At 34.6% G+C, this 18,398-nt stretch carries 17 protein-coding genes and 1 pseudogene; 3 read left to right on the forward strand and 15 right to left on the reverse strand.

What is annotated here, in order from left to right:
* Nucleotides 1–53: 53 nt before the first annotated feature.
* The 8 genes and pseudogenes from A6J74_RS05355 to A6J74_RS05390 form a co-directional block, all read right to left on the reverse strand.
* A complete protein-coding gene (locus A6J74_RS05355; protein WP_000633339.1) occupies nt 54–1,514 on the reverse strand; it encodes a CoA-acylating methylmalonate-semialdehyde dehydrogenase in 1,461 nt (486 codons plus the stop codon).
* 22 nt (nt 1,515–1,536) lie between these two features.
* On the reverse strand, nt 1,537–2,427 hold the full coding sequence (locus A6J74_RS05360; RefSeq protein WP_000719424.1) for an NAD(P)-dependent oxidoreductase: 891 nt from the start codon (nt 2,425–2,427) through the stop codon (nt 1,537–1,539).
* 16 nt (nt 2,428–2,443) lie between these two features.
* Nucleotides 2,444–4,153: an acyl-CoA dehydrogenase family protein gene (locus tag A6J74_RS05365; RefSeq protein ID WP_000415977.1), complete on the reverse strand. Its 1,710-nt coding sequence runs from the start codon at nt 4,151–4,153 to the stop codon at nt 2,444–2,446.
* Between the two features lie 155 nt (nt 4,154–4,308).
* Nucleotides 4,309–5,217 carry a methylisocitrate lyase gene (gene prpB / locus A6J74_RS05370; RefSeq protein ID WP_000312644.1) on the reverse strand — a complete coding sequence of 303 codons (909 nt, stop codon included), beginning with the start codon at nt 5,215–5,217 and terminating at the stop codon, nt 4,309–4,311.
* An 18-nt stretch (nt 5,218–5,235) separates the two neighbouring features.
* Nucleotides 5,236–6,672: a 2-methylcitrate dehydratase gene (gene prpD, locus A6J74_RS05375; protein ID WP_000598146.1), complete on the reverse strand. Its 1,437-nt coding sequence runs from the start codon at nt 6,670–6,672 to the stop codon at nt 5,236–5,238.
* Between the two features lie 98 nt (nt 6,673–6,770).
* Complete coding sequence (gene mmgD, locus A6J74_RS05380; protein WP_000642649.1) at nt 6,771–7,889, reverse strand: citrate synthase; 1,119 nt, start codon at nt 7,887–7,889, stop codon at nt 6,771–6,773.
* A 417-nt stretch (nt 7,890–8,306) separates the two neighbouring features.
* A pseudogene (locus tag A6J74_RS30190) lies at nt 8,307–8,579 on the reverse strand (HesB/YadR/YfhF family protein).
* A 2-nt stretch (nt 8,580–8,581) separates the two neighbouring features.
* Entirely contained in the window at nt 8,582–9,736 is a 1,155-nt protein-coding gene (locus A6J74_RS05390) for an MFS transporter (protein ID WP_000440643.1), read from the reverse strand.
* A 237-nt stretch (nt 9,737–9,973) separates the two neighbouring features.
* Between A6J74_RS05390 and A6J74_RS05395 the strand changes: the two genes are divergently transcribed.
* A complete protein-coding gene (locus tag A6J74_RS05395) occupies nt 9,974–10,255 on the forward strand; it encodes a hypothetical protein (protein ID WP_000270098.1) in 282 nt (93 codons plus the stop codon).
* Nucleotides 10,256–10,367: 112 nt separating this feature from the next.
* Here the strand turns inward: A6J74_RS05395 and A6J74_RS05400 are convergent, their stop codons facing one another.
* Complete coding sequence (locus tag A6J74_RS05400; protein WP_001294001.1) at nt 10,368–12,857, reverse strand: transglycosylase domain-containing protein; 2,490 nt, start codon at nt 12,855–12,857, stop codon at nt 10,368–10,370.
* A 466-nt stretch (nt 12,858–13,323) separates the two neighbouring features.
* Between A6J74_RS05400 and A6J74_RS05405 the strand changes: the two genes are divergently transcribed.
* Nucleotides 13,324–13,530, forward strand: coding sequence for a KTSC domain-containing protein (locus A6J74_RS05405; protein WP_000777816.1), 207 nt, complete (start codon nt 13,324–13,326; stop codon nt 13,528–13,530).
* Nucleotides 13,531–13,598: 68 nt separating this feature from the next.
* Here A6J74_RS05405 and A6J74_RS05410 read toward each other — a convergent pair whose 3' ends face one another.
* From A6J74_RS05410 to A6J74_RS05425, 4 genes are all read right to left on the reverse strand, one after another.
* Nucleotides 13,599–13,811 (reverse strand): YqaE/Pmp3 family membrane protein, encoded by a 213-nt coding sequence (locus A6J74_RS05410; protein ID WP_000990226.1) that lies wholly within the window; start codon nt 13,809–13,811, stop codon nt 13,599–13,601.
* 172 nt (nt 13,812–13,983) lie between these two features.
* The gene (locus A6J74_RS05415) at nt 13,984–14,685 is read right to left on the reverse strand and encodes a DUF6944 family repetitive protein (RefSeq protein ID WP_001070052.1); all 702 of its coding nucleotides are present in this window, start codon (nt 14,683–14,685) and stop codon (nt 13,984–13,986) included.
* A gap of 191 nt (nt 14,686–14,876) precedes the next feature.
* Entirely contained in the window at nt 14,877–15,605 is a 729-nt protein-coding gene (locus tag A6J74_RS05420; protein WP_000238413.1) for an SDR family oxidoreductase, read from the reverse strand.
* Between the two features lie 361 nt (nt 15,606–15,966).
* A complete protein-coding gene (locus A6J74_RS05425) occupies nt 15,967–16,302 on the reverse strand; it encodes a hypothetical protein (protein WP_001066863.1) in 336 nt (111 codons plus the stop codon).
* 204 nt (nt 16,303–16,506) lie between these two features.
* On the opposite strand from A6J74_RS05425, the gene gerPF reads away from it, so the two are divergent.
* Nucleotides 16,507–16,722, forward strand: coding sequence for a spore germination protein GerPF (gerPF, locus tag A6J74_RS05430; protein ID WP_001141565.1), 216 nt, complete (start codon nt 16,507–16,509; stop codon nt 16,720–16,722).
* Between the two features lie 207 nt (nt 16,723–16,929).
* Here the strand turns inward: gerPF and A6J74_RS05435 are convergent, their stop codons facing one another.
* Together A6J74_RS05435 and A6J74_RS05440 are read right to left on the reverse strand one after the other, a co-directional pair.
* The gene (locus A6J74_RS05435; RefSeq protein WP_033658415.1) at nt 16,930–17,265 is read right to left on the reverse strand and encodes a YolD-like family protein; all 336 of its coding nucleotides are present in this window, start codon (nt 17,263–17,265) and stop codon (nt 16,930–16,932) included.
* A gap of 620 nt (nt 17,266–17,885) precedes the next feature.
* The gene (locus A6J74_RS05440) at nt 17,886–18,104 is read right to left on the reverse strand and encodes a hypothetical protein (RefSeq protein WP_000864289.1); all 219 of its coding nucleotides are present in this window, start codon (nt 18,102–18,104) and stop codon (nt 17,886–17,888) included.
* Nucleotides 18,105–18,398 lie beyond the last annotated feature (294 nt).

Consider the following 18,398-nt stretch of genomic DNA (forward strand, 5'->3'; position numbering starts at 1 on the left):
ATTAATAGTGGTGTTTTTCGCATTTAACAACTAATCTGGCAGTCTACTCTTTATTAAAACCAGCGCTCCGTTACAACCTTTTTACGTGTATAGAATTGAACGCCATCTGTACCATTTGTACCTAAATCACCAAAGAAGGAAGCTTTATTTCCTGCAAATGCGAAGAATGCCATTGGTGCAGGAACATTTACGTTTACACCGATCATACCAGCATCGATGTTATCACGGAATGTTTGTGCATGCTTCCCATTTGAAGTGTAAATAACAGCACCATTCGCAAATTTAGATTGATTTGTTAATTTAATACCTTCTTCTAAATCTTTCACTCTCACAATACTTAATACTGGAGCGAAAATTTCATCTTGCCAAATTTTCATTTCTTGGTTTACGCCATCAAAGATTGTTGCTCCAACGAAGTAACCTTCTCCAACTTCTTCATTAATTTTACGACCATCTACTAATAAAGTTGCTCCATCTGCTACACCGCTATTAATATAGCCTAAAACACGCTCTTTATGCGATTCACGGATTAATGGTCCAACGTAATTATCTTCGTTGAAACCGTCACCTACTTTTAGTTTTTTCGTCTCTGCTACTAGTACGTCGATAAATTCATCAGCAATTTCATCTACTACTGCTACTACTGAACATGCCATGCAGCGCTCTCCACTACTTGCAAACGCAGATCCAATTACACCTTGTACCGTTTTTTCAAGATTGCAATCTGGCATTACAATCGCATGATTTTTCGCACCTGCTAACGCTTGTACACGTTTTCCATGTTTCGTACCTGTTTCATATACGTAACGAGCTACCGGCTCAGAACCAACGAACGAAACAGCTTGAATATCTTTATTTTCTAAAATGCTATTTACAACATCTTTTCCGCCTTGTACTAAATTTAATACCCCTTTTGGAAAACCAGCTTCATAGAATAACTCTACAAGTCGCTCTGCTAAAAGTGGCGTTCTCTCAGATGTTTTTAATACGAACGTATTACCGCAAGCAATTGCAAGTGGGAACATCCATAATGGAATCATCATTGGGAAGTTAAACGGTGTAATACCCGCAACAACTCCAATTGGATAGCGCCAGATCGATCCATCAATTCCGCTTGCGATATTAGGAAGAGCTTGTCCCATCATTAAATTTGGAGCTGATGTTGCAAGTTCTACCGCTTCAATACCACGTTGTACTTCACCTGTTGCATCTGTTAGCGTTTTACCATTTTCTAGCGTAATGATTTTTGCAAGCTCATCTTTATTTTCTTGTAATAGCTGTAAATATTTATATAGATTTCTTGAACGATTCGGAACTGGTACTTTAGACCATGTTTCAAATGCCGCTTTTGCCGCTTCAACAGCCTTTTCAACGTCTTCTTTTGGAGAAAGTGGAACGTAAGCAATGATTTTTCCAGTCGCTGGATTCGGAACCGCTTCTACTTCTGTACCAGTAGATTCTACCCACTCGCCATTAATATGATTTTTTACTCGTTTAATTTCAGTTGTAATCATTGTATTCTCTCCTTTTTATGATTTATTTTTGATTAGAAATTAATTGTTCGCTAACTTTCTTATATAAAGCAGCCATATCGTTTTCACCATATCCTGCCTCACTCGCTTCTTCATATACATTTAATAACATTTCACTTACAGGTAAGTGAAGTTCACTTTCCTTAGCTAAATCAACTGCAAAGCCTAAATCTTTTTTTAATAGATTTACAGTAAATCCTGGCTCATAGTTTTCTGCTGCAATGAAACTTTTATAATTGCGCTCATAAATTCTACTTTGACCGTAACTTACATTTAAAATATTAAACATTTTATCTAAATCCATATTACTCTTTTTCGCTAATGTTAAAGCTTCACTCACACCAGCTGTATAGAAACCAATTAATAGATTGTTAATTAATTTAACAGTCGTACCACTATCAATTTGCTCGCTTACGTGGAAAATATTTGCTCCTAATACTTCCATGATAGATTCAGTTTTATCATATACGTCTTTTGATCCACCTACCATAAACGTTAATGTACGATTTTCTGCACCAATTACCCCACCGCTAACTGGTGCGGCTAAAAAGTCTACTTTCTTTTCTTTCGCCGACTCCTCTAACTGTTTGTTTAATTGTGGAGATACAGTACTTGTATCAATTAATACGACATTCGAGTGGCTATTTTCAAATAATCCTTCTTCCCCAAAATATACTGCTTCAACAGCACGAGGTGAAGGTAAACTTGTAAAAATCACATCGCATGTCTCTGCTAATTTTGAGATTGATAAGCCGATAATTCCTCCTTCTTTTTCAAAGGAAGCTTCAGCCTCTTTATTTAAATCCACACCATATACTGTGTAACTTGATTTAACTAAATTTTTAGACATCGGAAGGCCCATGTTACCTAAACCGATAAAACCAATCTTTTTCATATCGCTTTCCTCCTATTTACACAATATATTTCCCACGATTTATAATAGCTTTCGCAATTTCTCTCTTTTTCGTAAATACGTTCGTGTATAAAGGCACTAATAATTGACGGATTTCAGCTAACATTACGTGTCTATCTTGTTCTTCTGTGACAGCCGCTGAAAGTATAGAAATCGCCGCTTCTTCTACTTTACGATAGCCTTCCTCACAAATAACATCCGTTATCATTTGTTTTGTACGCTCTTTTTCTTCACCATTTTTATTAATTGCTTTACTCGTACGTAAAAATGCTGATTCCATGACGTACACGTCCGTCAACATATTTGATAATACACGTGAATATTCTTGCTCTTGATCAATTTTTAATCCTGGAGTTTTAGAGAGCGTTTTCAAAGATTGTTTCAACAATTTTTTCGCTAATAAAATGTAACGATGGTTTCTTTCTACAGTTGCTATATCAATTTCTACTTCAGTATCTTCTATTTGTTCGATTTGCTTCATTAACATTTTAGCAACTGTTAATCTATTAATTTCATTTGTTCCTTCAAAAATACGACTAATTCTAGCATCACGATATAATCGTTCTACTTCGTATTCTTGCATATAACCGTAACCGCCATGAATTTGTACAGCTTCATCTACGATATAAGCAAGTGTTTCAGAAGCGTTCACTTTATTCAGTGCACATTCAATTGCAAATTGGGACATTTTTTTCATAAGGTCCTCATCACTCTCATGAATTGCGTCATCAATTACACCTGCTGTACGATAAGCTGCACTTTCTGCTCCATATGTTGTAATGATCATATTTGCAATTTTCTCTTGTATCATCGTAAAGTCTACTAATTCCGTTTGGAACTGTTTTCGCTCTTTTCCATATTGAACTGACAAACCGATTGCTTGTTTTGCTGTTCCAATATTTCCAAAAGCAAGTTTTAGTCTAGCGAAGTTAAGAATATTAAGGGCTACGTGATGCCCTTTCCCAACTTCCCCTAACACATTTTCAGCAGGGATAACTACATCTTCTAAAATAAGCGTCGCTGTTGAAGAACCTTTAATCCCCATTTTCTTTTCTTCTAATCCAATAGATACACCTTCACATGCTCTTTCGACAATAAACGCTGTCATTCCTTTATTTGTCTTCGCAAAAACAACGTATACATCTGCCATATGAGCATTTGTAATCCACTGCTTCTCACCATTCAACTTCCAAGCTGTACCCTCTTCATTCAAAATTGCGCTTGTTTTTGCACTTAATGCATCAGAACCAGCATTTGGCTCAGTTAGAGCATAAGCCCCAATCCATTCTCCCGATGCGATTTTTGGTAAATATTTTTCTTTCTGTTCTTTCGTTCCGTAATATATGTAAGGCAATGTACCGACACCAGCGTGTATATTAAAAGAAACGCTAAATGCACCAGCGTAACCCATCTTCTCTGCTACAAGACCTGAGACAGCCTTTCCTAACTCGAACCCGCCATAATCTTCTGGTACCTCAATGCCTAATAATCCAAGTTCCCCAGCTTTCTCAAATAATTGACGAGAAACTTTATAGTTATGTTTTTCAATGTTTTCAATTTGTGGAATAATTTCCTGTTTAACGAATTGTTCTGTCGTTTTTGCGATTAAGTCTTCATCCCCTGAAAAATCTTCTGGTGTAAAGAAAGTATTGTTCACATCTTTATTGATTGAAAAAAATTCATCCCAAGGTAACTTCGTTTTCTCCATCTGAATCCCCCTATCATTTCGACCTTCATTGCTTTTTGCGTATGCTCGTCTACGATGAGTGGAATATCTTATTATTGAAAACAGAAGGCGATGAATTTTCACATCAAGCAGTTCATTTTGCCAAAGATGTATTCTCATCGCCCTAGTTGTTTTATCTATTGATCTTCTGATAATACTGTTTTTGCAATTCCAGTATCTAATTCTTCAAAGTCATGATATGAAATTGTCTCATATAGCTCGCTTCTCGTTTGCATATTTGAAAGTGCATCTTTTTGAGAACCAGTCTCTTTAATTAGCGTGAATACATTCTCATATGCTTTTGCAGCAACTCGAAGCGACGTTACTGGATAAATCACCATTTGGAAGCCCATATTCGCAAATTCCTCAGCACTATAATATGGTGTTTTCCCAAACTCAGTCATATTTGCTAGTAAAGGTGCATTCACTTTGCTAGTAAATAAACGGAATTCTTCTTCCGATTGAAGCGCTTCTGGGAAAATTGCGTCTGCACCTGCTTTAACATATGCATTCGCTCTTTCAATCGCAGCATCTAGTCCTTCTACACCGCGAGCATCTGTGCGTGCAACAATATATAAGCTTGGCGCAACTTCTTTAATCGCTTTAATTTTTTGAACTAATTCTTCTGTCGTAACAAGTTTCTTACCATTTAAATGTCCACATTTCTTCGGTAATTGTTGATCTTCAATTTGAACAGCCGCTACTTTTGCCTCTACCATTTCTACAGCTGTTCTCGCTACGTTTAGTACTCCACCAAATCCTGTATCAATATCAACAAGAACTGGTAAATCTGTAGCTCTAACTAGATCTCTTGCTCTTTCAGCTACTTCAGTAGATGTCACGATACCTAAATCTGGCAGACCTTTACTTGCAGTGTAAGCAGCTCCCGATAAATAAAGAGCTGAAAAACCTGTATTTTTTGCAACAAGAGCGGCCATTGCATCATGAGCACCTGGAATTTGCAAAATTTCATTTGCTTCTACTAAAGCTCGGAAGCCATTCGCAAGCTCCTCTTGTGTTGACTGTTTATTCACAACCCAAGCCATTCTAAATTCCCCCTATTATTAAATTAAGAATAGATCTACAAATTCGTTTACATTCATATTTTCTAGTTTTTCTTCATTTAAACAAACTTCATGAATTTGTTCTTGTTGCTTACTAGAATAATGACCTGCCATATTTGCAGTGAATTTTTGAACAACTTTTGGAATCGCTTCGTCTCTACGGAAACGGTGACCAAGTGGGTATTCACATTCCACGTTTTCTGTTACAGTACCATCTTTAAAATGAACTTGAACAGCGTTGGCGATTGAGCGCTTGTTCGGGTCAAGATAATCTAAACTGTACTGTTTGTTTTCAACAACAACCATCTTATTACGTAATTCATCTACACGTGAATCATTTGCTACTACATCCTCATAATCGTCCGCTACGATATCTCCTTTTAATAAACCAATTGCCGTAATGTATTGTAAACAATGATCACGATCAGCTGGGTTATTTAATGGACCTTCTTTATCGATAATACGAATTGCTGATTCATGAGTTGTAATTGTAATACGATCAATTTCATCTAATCTTTCTTTAATTTCCGGATGTAATTTCACTGCACATTCTGCAGCTGTTTGTGCATGGAATTCTGCTGGATATGATACTTTAAATAATACATTTTCCATTACATAAGACTCTAGTGGTCTAGCTAATTTTAATTCTTGTTTGTTAAATAATACATCTTGGAATCCCCATCCTGGCGCAGATAATGCTGTTGGATAACCCATTTCACCTTTTAGAGCAGTCATTGCAAGATGAACACCGCGACTCGTCGCATCACCTGCTGCCCATGATTTACGTGATCCAGTATTTGGAGCATGTCGATATGTACGAAGACTAGAGTTATCAATCCACGCATGTGATAATGCATTAAAGATTTCTTCACGTGTTCCACCAAGCATTTTCGCAACTACTGCAGTTGTTGCTACTTTTACATATAATACGTGGTCAAGACCAACGCGGTTTAAGCTGTTTTCTAAAGCAAGTACACCCTGAATTTCATGTGCTTTAATCATCATTTCTAGTACTTCACGTACTTTTAATGGTTCTTTTCCTTCTGAAATACGAACACGGCTAATATAATCTGCAACTGCTAAAATTCCGCCTAAGTTATCAGATGGATGTCCCCATTCTGCTGCAAGCCAAGTATCGTTATAGTCTAACCAACGGATCATACATCCAATATTGAATGCACCTTTTACTGGATCTAGTACATAAGACGTTCCTGGTACACGTGTACCGTTTGGCACAACCGTTCCTGGTACAACTGGACCTAATAATTTCGTACACTCTGGATATTGCAGTGCTAAAATTCCGCATCCAAGTGTATCTAATAATACGTAGCGAGCAGTACTAAATGCTTCTGCACTAGTAACCTCTTTATTTAATACATAATCCGTAATTTCTTCTAATAATGCATCTTTTTGTTTAATTTCATTTGTTTTAATCATGCTATTCTTCCCTTTCTGTCGAAAATTCGTTATTATTAATGATGGGTGTCTGTCAAACACCCATCTGGCGGGCGGCGCTAACAACTCCCCAGTTGTTCTTATTTACTAAGTACATGTCGCTCGCCAACATAATTTACACGTGGACGGAACAAGCGATTATTTGCATGTTGCTCAATAACGTGCGCACATAGTCCTACTGTTCTAGAGCTAAAGAAGATTGGTGTGTACAGTTGAATTGGGATACCAAGCATCCAATATACTGGTGCTGCATAATAATCAAGATTCGGATAAATGCCTTTTTCCTTCTCCATGATTTTCTCTCCAGCTTCACACATTTCATATAGTGTATAATCGCCTTTTACATCACATAGCTGTTTTAAAGCTTCCTTCATCATAAGTGCTCTTGGATCCATTTTCTTCATATAAACACGGTGTCCAAAGCCCATAATTTTTTCTTTGTTATATAGTTTTTTCTGTAATAACTCTTCAAACTTCTCAACATTGCCAGCCTCTAAAAGCATGTACATAACAGCTTCATTCGCACCGCCGTGTAAGCTTCCCTTTAAAGATGCAACCGCACCAGTTAGAGCACCGTATAAATCTGATTGTGTTGACGCAATTACACGCGCTGTAAATGTAGAGTTTGGCATTTCATGTTCACTATATAAAACAAGGGAACGATCAAAGATCTTCTCCTCAAGTTCAGTCGGTTTCTTACCAGTTAACATATAGAAGAAATTCGCACTATATGACAATTCCTGAAGAGGCTCAATTGGCTCCTCATTATTTAAAATATGATAGCTATTTGCTACAATATTTGGTACTTTACTTAAAAGCTTATAACCTCGATCTTTGTTTACTTCTAACGAGCGATTTTCAATATCATTATCATAACCAGCTAATGCAGACACACCTGTACGCAAGCCATCCATAGGATGCGTTTCTTTAGGCAACGCCTTTAGAACGTTGAATACCCCTTCTGGCACTGCATATTCTTCTTTTAATTTCTTTTCAAGTGTTTCTTTTTCATCCTCATTCGGTAGATGTTCTTCTAATAAAAGGTGCACAATGTCTAAATACTCTTTTGTTTTTGAGAGTTCGATTAAATCATACCCTTGAATTACAATTTCACCTTTTACTGTGTCAAGAAACGAGATTTTCGTCTCCGCTGCTACTACACCATCTAATCCCGGGGAAAATTTTTCTTCAGCTTTCATTATTATTTCCTCCAATCCTAATAGATCTTCGTGCACATAACTGTAAGCCTTTACAATACTTTAGAACTACATTTCTATTTCAATGTATCAGAGTTTTTAGAAGATTTCAATTTATTTTATAATGATAAGTTTCCTATACTTTTATTGATGTAACAATACAATTTTTTGAAAATAATTTTCATATTTTTCAAAGAAAGGACAGACTTCTTTACAATTCTTTTTAAAACAAAATATAAAGATAATTCATGTAATCCCATCAAACATATCTTTTTTCCGAATTTTATTACAAAATAGAAAAAACGAGCTGTACACATGTACAGCTCGTTTCTATATGATATTTATTTCACTATCCTCTAAATATAATTCTTATATAAAACTTATTCATTTTTAATAAAGTTATTATTTTACATAATTAAATTAAATTTCTTCTGTTTCTTTATGATAACTTACAACTAAATCATAGTTTTGAAAGTACCAAAGATCATCAAAATCTACAAAAATAGAATACCATCTTTCTTCACTGACACTATTTCCCCATCTGGTTTCTCAGAAACAATCCCTAAAAGAATATCCGGGCTGAATTGAACTGTTTCCACCATATCTTATGACAAATCGAATACATTCATTGCGATTGATTCGTAATTCTTCTTTAAACCATTTTACAGCTTCGTTTTCAACGATAATATTCAATTTTATCCCTCTCGGCTTAATTCTTTTTCACTTAACTTTTGTCTTACAAACATACCAAAAACAAGTAAAGCTATTACAGCTGAAACAGAGCTTGCTGTAAATAAAATACGATAGCCAAAAATTTGTGACACAAATCCAAGTAAAATTGCACCTAATCCTATACCTAAATCAAATGCTGTAAAAAACGAAGCGTTAGCAACTCCTCTTTTACTAGGATCAACAATTGTAAGCATCGCCGCTTGTAAAGCTGGCTGTGCTGAGCCAAATCCCACACCGTATAATGTCGCTGCAATAATGATGCCCGTCAAACCATTTGCCATCGTTAATACAACTATAGCTAAAATAGTAATACATAGTGCTGGAAGTATGATGAATACTTCTCCATATTTATCTAATAATTTACCTGAAATCGGTCTTACAATTGTTAATGCAATTGCATATACAAGAAAGAACATCCCAGGATTCACATTAATTGAAGAAGCGAATAACGGTAAAAACGTTGTAATGCCACCATATGCAAATGATAAAAAGAAAACAACAACCGTAATTGATAAAACGGATTTTTCAAATAGTTGAATTTTCCCTTTTTCCTTTTGTGGCGTGAATGACATTTTCGTTATTAACGATAATATAACTGCCATGAAAGATAAAAGAGTTGCTAAAAGGAATAGACCATGAAATGAATAATATTGTACTACCCATAATCCAATCATCGGTCCGATTGCCATTGCAATTGTCATAGCCATCCCGTACCAGCCCATACCTTCTCCACGGCGTGAATCTGGAATAATATCAGTTATCGCAGTTCCAACAGCTGTTGTAGAAACGGCCCATGTCACTCCGTGAATAACGCGTAAAACTGCTAAAAGGACTATAGTCGATGCTAAATTATAGGAATACATCGTTAGCCCAAAAAGGATGAGTCCGAAAATAATAAAAGACCTTCTACCATATTGATCTAACATACCTCCAATAATCGGTCGTATTACAACAGCAGCTATTGTAAACATTCCCATCATCAATCCAACTTGTGATTCATTTCCACCAATCTCTTTAATGAATAGAGGAAGCGTTGGAACAAGTAAATAAAACCCTGTAAATAAAAATAACATTGCGAAAGACATTTGAATAAATGACTTCGTCCATAATCGTTCCATAAAACCCCCCCCATAAACACGTGAAATTTACGATTAACACTCCCATTGTACATTTTCTCTGTCTCTTTTCCCTCAGCAAAAAGACGTATCTTTTCATATTAAATAGTCCACTCTCAGCATTGATTGCTCGTACGACTTTGTACGTATGCTTTAACCGAAAGTCCTATGTATTTGTACCTTTATACGTGTTAAGAGAATATACTATTTTATTATCTCAACTTAGGAGTGATTATTTTTATGTGGGTATTATCAAGAGTAACTGCCGTGGTTCCTTCAACTCCCGGAATACATGTGCCCGCCGTCCATACAGCTAGCTCTGATGTTGGCATTGAACTTCCCGCAACTTGGCAACAATATCAAGTTCCCGGTCAAGTTACTCCCTCATTTTGGCATCACGGTACACACCCAAGTAGCACTACCTTTTATAACCCCAGTTATGTTCCATTACCCCCGACTCAAGTCTTTTATCATTTTCCATCCATTTATTTTCAAAATTTCTATGGTACGTTTAACATTTAAATAGCATCATTGCATAGCTCCTATATTTACTTCCAATCCCTTTTCAACATAAAAAAGTCGAATTCCTTATGTAAGAAATTCGACTTTTTTAATTGCTTTTTATTAACTTTTCTTATTGGCCAGTATTAGCAGGGACTTCTCCTGCATTCCCCCCATTATTCGGTGGAGTTGTCACTGGTGGGGTTGGATTCCCTTGACCTCCCCCGTTATTCGGCGGTGTTGTGTTCCCGCCTCCTCCGTTATTCGGCGGCGTTGTGTTCCCGCCTCCTCCGTTATTCGGCGGCGTTGTGTTCCCGCCTCCTCCGTTGTTCGGCGGCGTTGTGCTCCCGCCTCCTCCGTTGTTTGGAGGCGTTGTATTTCCTTGACCATTTCCATTATTTTGTTCATTTTCTTTCTTTTGTTCTTCTTGCTTCTTAAGGTCATCTTGTTTCTTTTGTTCTTCTTGTTGCTTCTTAAGGTCATCTTGTTTCTTTTGTTCTTCTTGTTTCTTTAATTCTTCCTGTTTCTTAAGTTCTTCTTGCTTTTTCTCTTCTTCAGTTTTTTGCTGCTGATCTTGTTTCGGCTGTTCAGTTGTATTCGGTACGCTCGTATTTGGTGAAGAATCACGTTTCTCACCTTTTATACGTAATTCATTACCTTCTTTCACAACACTACTTGGCATCTTAAATTGTGATTTATCAGTAGCCATCTCGCTCATCATTTCTTTAAAGATCAACTGTGCAATTTTCGTATTTTTACTACTAATATAATCGTCTTTACTATCTTTCATATAACCAGTCCATACTGCCATCGTATACTGCGGTGTATATCCTGCAAACCAGCTATCACGAGTCGCACTGTCTGGTAATTTATATTGCGCTGCTTTTTCCGAAGAATAGTTCGTTGTTCCTGTTTTACCAGCTACATCTAAAGAACTTATATTAGCAGCTGTACCAGTACCAGATGTTACGACGGAACGAAGCATATCTGTAATCATATAAGCTGTATAATCTTCCATCACTCGTTTTGACTTTTGCTCAAAACTTTTCGATTTACCATCTGGATAAACCACTTTTTTAACAAAATGCGGCTTCGTATATTTACCGTCATTACCAAATGCAGCATACGCACCTGCCATCTCAGTTGGCGATACTTCATTTGTACCAATCGCTGTTGATTCTGTCGGTGGTGCATTAAATGTAATACCTAACTTTTCAGAGAAAGCTTTTGATTTAGTTATTCCTACTTCTTTTGCAGTTTTAATAGCTGGAACATTACGTGATAATTTTAATGCTTCACGCATTGTAATTTGTCCTAAATACCCTCTATCTGAGTTTCTGACATCTTGACCACCAGTATACTTAAATGGCGAGTCATCGACTTGATGATAAGTAGCCCATTTTAAATATTCAATTGCAGGAGCATAATCAAAGATCGGTTTCATTGTTGAACCTGCTGAGCGATCTAATTCAGTTGCCATATTATGACCTTTAAATACAGCCTTATTTTCACCACGCCCACTACCTATAGCACGTACTTCACCTGTTTTCGTATCCATAAATGTGAAAGCCCCTTGGAATTTCTCATTTGGATAATCAATAATATTTGTATTTAAAATATTATCAGCCAATTTCTGTGCCTCTGTGTCTAATGTTGTATAAATTTCTAAACCGTCAGAACCAATATTAGCATCAGGTAATTCTTTTTCAACTTCTTTCACAACTGCATCCATAAATGCAGGATATGGCATCGCTTGTAATTCAGCTGCCTTTTCAACACCTTTGTCTACTGGTACTTTCGACGCTTCTTCCATTTCTGCTTTTGTAATATAACCATGTCGATTCATTAACTTTAGTACAACATTTCTTCTTTCTGTTGCCTTTTGAATATTTTGTGGTTTCGACGGGTCGTAATTATTTGGTGCTTTCGGTAAACCTGCAAGCATCGCAACTTCTGGTAATGTTAAGTCTTTTAATTCTTTTTTATAGTAGTTTTGTGCTGCTGTTGCGATTCCGTATGAGCGGTTTCCTAAATTAATTTTGTTTAAGTACATCTCTAATATTTCATGTTTTGAATACTGTTGTTCTAGCTTATAAGCTAAATACACTTCTTGCGCCTTACGCTTTGGTGTTTTATCCATTGATAAGAAGTAGTTTTTAATAACTTGCTGCGTTATTGTACTTCCGCCTTGCGAACCGTAATCTCCTTTTAAACTAACTAAAACTGCACGAGCAGTACCTTTGAAATCCACACCACTATGCTCATAAAAACGTGCATCTTCCGCAGCTAAAAAAGCATTTTCTACTAATTTAGGGATTTGATCATACGTAACGTTGGTTCGCTTTTCTTTTCCGTATTCATATACCAACTTCCCGTCTTTATCATAAATTTTTGAGGATAACGGATTAACAAGTTTTGCTTTTTCAAGTTTTGGTGCATCCTTAATCATTACAAAAAAGGTAGCAACCCCCGCCACTAAACCTACAATACCAAGTAATAAACAACTAATTAAAAACTTACGGAAAAATGATGTTTTACCCTTTGGTTTTTGTTTTTTAGAAGCTGGCTGATTTTTCTTTTTAACTTGTCGTCGCTCTTCTCGAGAACGATAATTTTCTGACATGTTACTTTCTCCTGCCTTTCAATTCTCCCGTTGATTTACTAAAAATATTGAGGCCACCTTCCCAAATATCTTTACATTTAGAAAGTGTGTTCATCGGAAGCATTCAATATTTTCCTAATTCACAGATTATAAATTTTAGATACTCTTAAACAAATTATTTTTTACCTCTATTCCTTCAAATAAAGCTGCCCCATTACGCATAAAATGGAAGAGATAAAATTTTAATACCTCGTATAAATAATATACCTTTTTTTCAAATGGTCAATATTTTCTTATTAATTTCATCAAAGGTGAGATAAAAATAGCATATCGATATGAACTTCGTGTGAACTTCTTTATAAATAGGTATAACAAAGATTTAATATATTGGCTATCCGTATTACTGCTGCTTTACATATTCTTATTTCAACAACCTAATCCTCATTTCTAAAAGAATTTACAAATAAAATTAAGGAGTTGTATGCTTATGAAATTATCTCCTGTTATATCAAAAAATTTGATTGCTGTTGGTTATAATCCCTTTTCTATGATTTTACGAATCCAATTCAAAAATGGCATGTATGATTTCTTTAATGTACCTGAAAGCATTTACAATGGTTTATTAAATGCACAATCTAAAAGTTATTACCATAAAACTTACATTAAAAATTCTTTCCGCTACACTAAAATTTAAACTTAAGCACCAAATAAAAAGAAAGGAGGTTAATCCCCCTTTCTTTTTATACTATTTTCACAGACGAATTATCTTCTATTCCTCTTATTAATTTCATCATATGCTTGAATTTGTTTTCTCACTCGCCGATCCGCCTTTTTATCATGTACGACTAAAATCGCGTGTATGACGCCTGGAACCCAAAATATTAAAGTTAATATGAAATTAATTATTGCTTGAAATGGCTTTCCGCAAAATAATACAGCTACAGGTGGAAGTAGAATTGCCAATAAGTACATCATCTCTTGAAAACTCCTTATTTTGGATTTTTTATAACACTTCTTTTCATATGCAAGCACACTCTTTGATTTTGAAGTTACACAAATTTCAATTAAGCAATTATAACATTTCTTCTATAATATATATTCTGTCCATATGCAAAAAAACCTACTAGACCAAACTCTTCCTACCTATTTAATTACATTTTACATCCGCTCTTTCAATGAGTATTTTAAAATTCTTATTATTTTCAAAACTTTTCTCTTTCTCTACTGCAGTTAATCCAATCGCAGAAATTACCGTTCCTATTGCCTGTATCCAAATACCAATCAGTGCTATTATCCTCTCATCCTTCTTATCAAGAATACGATCTTCGTTTTCTACTTCATCCTTCGATAAATTAATTATGCCTTGATACGCTTGTAGTCCGGCCCCTAAGCTTTGCATAGAATTGCCTAGTACAATGATTCGCTGTATTACTTTCATCTCAATCAAAGCTGCTTCTACTCCTAAAAAAGCACCAATCGATTGTAAACTGTTCCCGACAATGATAAGATAATCATTCTCTGTTAATTGTTCATTTTTATTAAAATATGTTCCTATTACATTTGATATATTCCCTAATGCCAATAACTCAATTCCCATTTTATCCAGTGTTTCACTTTCATTCTGCAAACATATATTTCGATTTTCTACTTCTTCATCTTCATCTTCGGTATAATTACTCGCTATAATTTGTAAAATATACCCGAAGGCTTGTAATGAGCTTCCTATAATAACAAGGTCCGATTCAATTTTCTCTTCCCCAATAAATCCTCTTGTCGTTCCAATAGCAGCTGTAAGATTTCCTCCTACTTGATACCATGCTCCTGTCACTTTTAAACTGCTTGGATTCATTTTCATCACCTATTTTGATATTTTCTCGTGCTTTCGAAATAACCAAAAGTCACTCTTAATCAAATATTTTATTTTCCATATGTAATTTTGTGCATTCTATAATGTGTTACTAATACAAAAAGTACCTTAAAGGTACTTTTTTAGCCAAAACGTATATCACTGAAATTACATTGAGTAATAGATACTTATTTTTAAACACATGCTGGGCATGTCAATGAATCTCCATTTTTATCTATTGTTATATTCAATATATATCGAATCGCATTATGTGACCACATTTCAGGTGTGGGTGATTCATTAACATACTGTGGTGCACATGAATGCAGCATTGGAGTGCTAATACCACCGCCAGGATCTAAAGCAACTACAGCCACACCATCAGGCAATTCCAGTGCCATAGATTTCGTGATACCTTCAATTGCAAACTTCGAGGCACAGTATGGTGCAAGATCTGCCTCACCTTCTCTTCCCCAACTAGAACTCATATTAATAATAATTCCTTCTTTTCTATCTACCATTGCTGGGACAAATGCTCTTATTACATTTACTACACCATTCACGTTTACATTCATTACATTTTCAAATTCCCCAGCGGTAACTTTCCAAATTGGTGCATTTTGATTCACAATTGATGCATTATTTATTAACAAGTCGGGAGCCCGATATTTAGTAAGGATATCATTTGCCCAACTACTAACTTGCTGCGAATCTGAAACATCAATTATTTGAAAATCATGTGTATTACCGTATTGTTTTTTTAGTTCTTCAATTTTATCTTTTGAACGTCCACATCCACATATGTTCCATCCCAATTCATGAAATCGATCAACCATCGCGCGTCCTAATCCTTGCGTCACTCCTGTAATAATTACGAGTTTCCTAATGTCATTTCGCTTCAATCCCTCGCCTCCCTTTACCATATTTTACTCCTTTAACCTTCATTTATCTATTTACTAAAGTATTAAAAACACTTCATACTTTAGAAGTATTTTTAATATTGCACACATAAACAAAAGAGTAACCATAATGGTTACTCCCGTTTACATATTTAAAAATTCGTTGTTTATTTCATTATTAATTTTTAAATTGCAACTTTTCTTTCCCGCATTTTTACATTGATACATATAAACTGTACCTAATTTACCAGCTTGAAAATCCTCATTACCCTGCATTTTCATAAAACTATATTTATGTTTATAGTGCGATTCATCTAAATAATTTCCAATCCACTTTTCAACATAACACAGTCCACTTTTGTGAAAAAATCTTCAACTAGCCTGATTACATACTTTTATTTAAAAGCTCAATTTCATATTGTAATTTTTTGAACTGCTCAAAATGCATTGTTATAGATTGACTGCTACCAACTTCAGCACTTTGTTTCACCAGTAATACTCCTGTATCATGAAAAAGCGCTTCAAGTTCTTTTCTGATGGACACTTTTGCAATATGAGCTGTTTTAATTGCAGATAAAATTGCAATCTCATTAAACTTTAATTTTATTTCATTTGGACAAAATGCGTTTTCAATCAATATAACTTCATTGCTATAAATAAGCGCAACAAGATTACTTGATTTTGCATCTGATAAATCTACTTTTTTTATAACGTTATTCATAACATTTTGCCTCCTTTGTTTTCGTATATATTAATTATACAAATTATTTCTTTTTTATTATCCAACTCATATTAAGTTTAACACACTTTTATTGAAAGCCACGCTTGAAACGTTTTACTATTCCACAATTTTTGTTACATGAACCATTTGGACTTTACTCCCATATAGTAATGTTAACAATTCATTATAAAGCAGGTGAAAATTATGCCCTCAGTTGTAGGGAATTTAGTTGTACAAAATAGTAACGGATCATTTAACTTAGGTGATTTCTACAACGTTTCTCCGAAAGAAAATACGAAAGCTTACAATGGATCTGGCGCATCAAACGTTGGTTTTGTTGTTAATACTTTTAACGGTGTTAGTGCGACTAATACGTTTGATTCGGACCTTGCAGATCAAAATCAAGTGGGTACAGCCTAACCCTATTTTTCATCTTTCTGTATAGGAATTTTAAATTTGTCTATACTATAATCAGGCTGTTTCACAGCTATTATTGAATGTTGGAGTACCTATCTTTTTCTCCCTTTCCCTGGGGCTTAGCAGTTAGCATGAAGCTAGCTGCTATTTCGCATTATTTCTTCCATCTATCAGAAATAATAGAAGCTGGATATTAAAGTTCAGCTTCTATTACATTATTTCAATTACATCTGTAAAACTCATTACGTGAGTTTTATAAAATGCGTCTGTGCACATTATAATCTGCCTTACCGGGTCTATATGAACGACTGTCATATAACTTGTAAGTATGTAGCCATCTTCAAAATATGTCACCAATATTTCTTGCTCAGACAATAATGCCGTTAGCAATTTATCAGAAATTCTTTCTTTTTCTTCATTTGTTACTATCGGCCTTTGCACTTTTAATTTCTCACCAATAACCTTTCTCATACTTAACAATTGTTCCGACATTACTGTAAATGGAACCCACTCTCTTTCTTCTTTCTGCCTCTTTACATGATTCATTTCTTTATCTCCTTGATCATTTATCCACTCTATTTCACACATACTGTTACTCCATCATTTTTAGTAATTACTAAGTTCGTATTTATTTCTAAATTGTATAAGGTCTGCACCAAAAAAGAACATTCGTTCTAATTATACACGAACCTACGTTCTTTTGAGAAGGAGCATATTTATATTTTTTTCCCTTAAAACAAACTTTTCACTCTCTACACATTGAAACACATTTAGCGAATAAAAAACGATTTCACATAAAGTGAAATCGTTTTTTCTAATACGTTATATTTTCAACTTTATTTTTTTATCTTGACTAGCTTTCTTTCTGAATGAAAGTTTCATTTATTATTCGTCAACAAACTACAACATTATATTCGTTTAATTGAATATAAAATCCCTGCCTACACTACAAACCTTTATTTTTTTGCATGAACCATTCTTAAACGCAAACATACATTATAATGAACGAACTCACAAAATTTAAGAAATTTATAATGTAATTCAATTTATTCCTTATAGGTTTTCTGTGAAAAGAGGGCGATTTCCACACTCTCTTTTCGTACATATCATATTACAATATCAAATACTCCTTTGCTTTCATAATAGTTTGATATCGCTACCATTCATTACATATATTTAGGATGTATGGTTATATGTAACTCTCTCTCCGTTTCTCCTCTTTTCGGATGACGAAAATACTCTATTTCATATTTTAACACTTCATACTCAACCATCCCAATTTTAATCCCTTTCGTTTCTTTTAATATAGCTAATAAATCACTTATATTTTCATCATTCGATTCAAAAACTTTCCCTCCGTCTTCTCTTTGAAAAATCACTTTCATATATTCTCCCCCACTTTCATTTATTCATCTAGTAAATAATACATTTAGAAATATTCATAACAAAAAGAACATCCTTTTTAATAGAATGCTCAACTTTTCACTTCCTATAATATTGCAAATGTTTATTCAAAAATATTATATGTACTATTCTTCAAATTATGTTGATCCACTATAAAAATTTATATACTTAATTTATATGTAATAAAATAATCAAAACATTACTATATCAACATTTTTTAAAACGATTATTATTTCCAATTTCATTTTCCTACAATTTTCCATTGTAATTCTTAA

Source organism: Bacillus sp. FDAARGOS_235, from assembly GCF_002073415.2.
Classification (GTDB): Bacteria; Bacillota; Bacilli; order Bacillales; family Bacillaceae_G; genus Bacillus_A; species Bacillus_A toyonensis.

What these genes read in the sequence shown, in the direction of transcription:
- mmgD (WP_000642649.1), bottom strand. Translation starts at nt 7,889, where the DNA reads ATGAAAGCTGAAGAAAAATTTTCCCCGGGATTAGATGGTGTAGTAGCA.
- A6J74_RS05390 (WP_000440643.1), bottom strand. Translation starts at nt 9,736, where the DNA reads ATGGAACGATTATGGACGAAGTCATTTATTCAAATGTCTTTCGCAATG.
- prpD (WP_000598146.1), bottom strand. Translation starts at nt 6,672, where the DNA reads ATGATTAAAACAAATGAAATTAAACAAAAAGATGCATTATTAGAAGAA.
- A6J74_RS05355 (WP_000633339.1), bottom strand. Translation starts at nt 1,514, where the DNA reads ATGATTACAACTGAAATTAAACGAGTAAAAAATCATATTAATGGCGAG.
- A6J74_RS05425 (WP_001066863.1), bottom strand. Translation starts at nt 16,302, where the DNA reads ATGAATAACGTTATAAAAAAAGTAGATTTATCAGATGCAAAATCAAGT.
- A6J74_RS05435 (WP_033658415.1), bottom strand. Translation starts at nt 17,265, where the DNA reads ATGAATCATGTAAAGAGGCAGAAAGAAGAAAGAGAGTGGGTTCCATTT.
- A6J74_RS05415 (WP_001070052.1), bottom strand. Translation starts at nt 14,685, where the DNA reads ATGAATCCAAGCAGTTTAAAAGTGACAGGAGCATGGTATCAAGTAGGA.
- A6J74_RS05420 (WP_000238413.1), bottom strand. Translation starts at nt 15,605, where the DNA reads ATGGTAAAGGGAGGCGAGGGATTGAAGCGAAATGACATTAGGAAACTC.
- A6J74_RS05410 (WP_000990226.1), bottom strand. Translation starts at nt 13,811, where the DNA reads ATGATGTACTTATTGGCAATTCTACTTCCACCTGTAGCTGTATTATTT.
- gerPF (WP_001141565.1), top strand. Translation starts at nt 16,507, where the DNA reads ATGCCCTCAGTTGTAGGGAATTTAGTTGTACAAAATAGTAACGGATCA.
- A6J74_RS05365 (WP_000415977.1), bottom strand. Translation starts at nt 4,153, where the DNA reads ATGGAGAAAACGAAGTTACCTTGGGATGAATTTTTTTCAATCAATAAA.
- A6J74_RS05405 (WP_000777816.1), top strand. Translation starts at nt 13,324, where the DNA reads ATGAAATTATCTCCTGTTATATCAAAAAATTTGATTGCTGTTGGTTAT.
- A6J74_RS05395 (WP_000270098.1), top strand. Translation starts at nt 9,974, where the DNA reads ATGTGGGTATTATCAAGAGTAACTGCCGTGGTTCCTTCAACTCCCGGA.
- prpB (WP_000312644.1), bottom strand. Translation starts at nt 5,217, where the DNA reads ATGGCTTGGGTTGTGAATAAACAGTCAACACAAGAGGAGCTTGCGAAT.
- A6J74_RS05360 (WP_000719424.1), bottom strand. Translation starts at nt 2,427, where the DNA reads ATGAAAAAGATTGGTTTTATCGGTTTAGGTAACATGGGCCTTCCGATG.
- A6J74_RS05400 (WP_001294001.1), bottom strand. Translation starts at nt 12,857, where the DNA reads ATGTCAGAAAATTATCGTTCTCGAGAAGAGCGACGACAAGTTAAAAAG.
- A6J74_RS05440 (WP_000864289.1), bottom strand. Translation starts at nt 18,104, where the DNA reads ATGAAAGTGATTTTTCAAAGAGAAGACGGAGGGAAAGTTTTTGAATCG.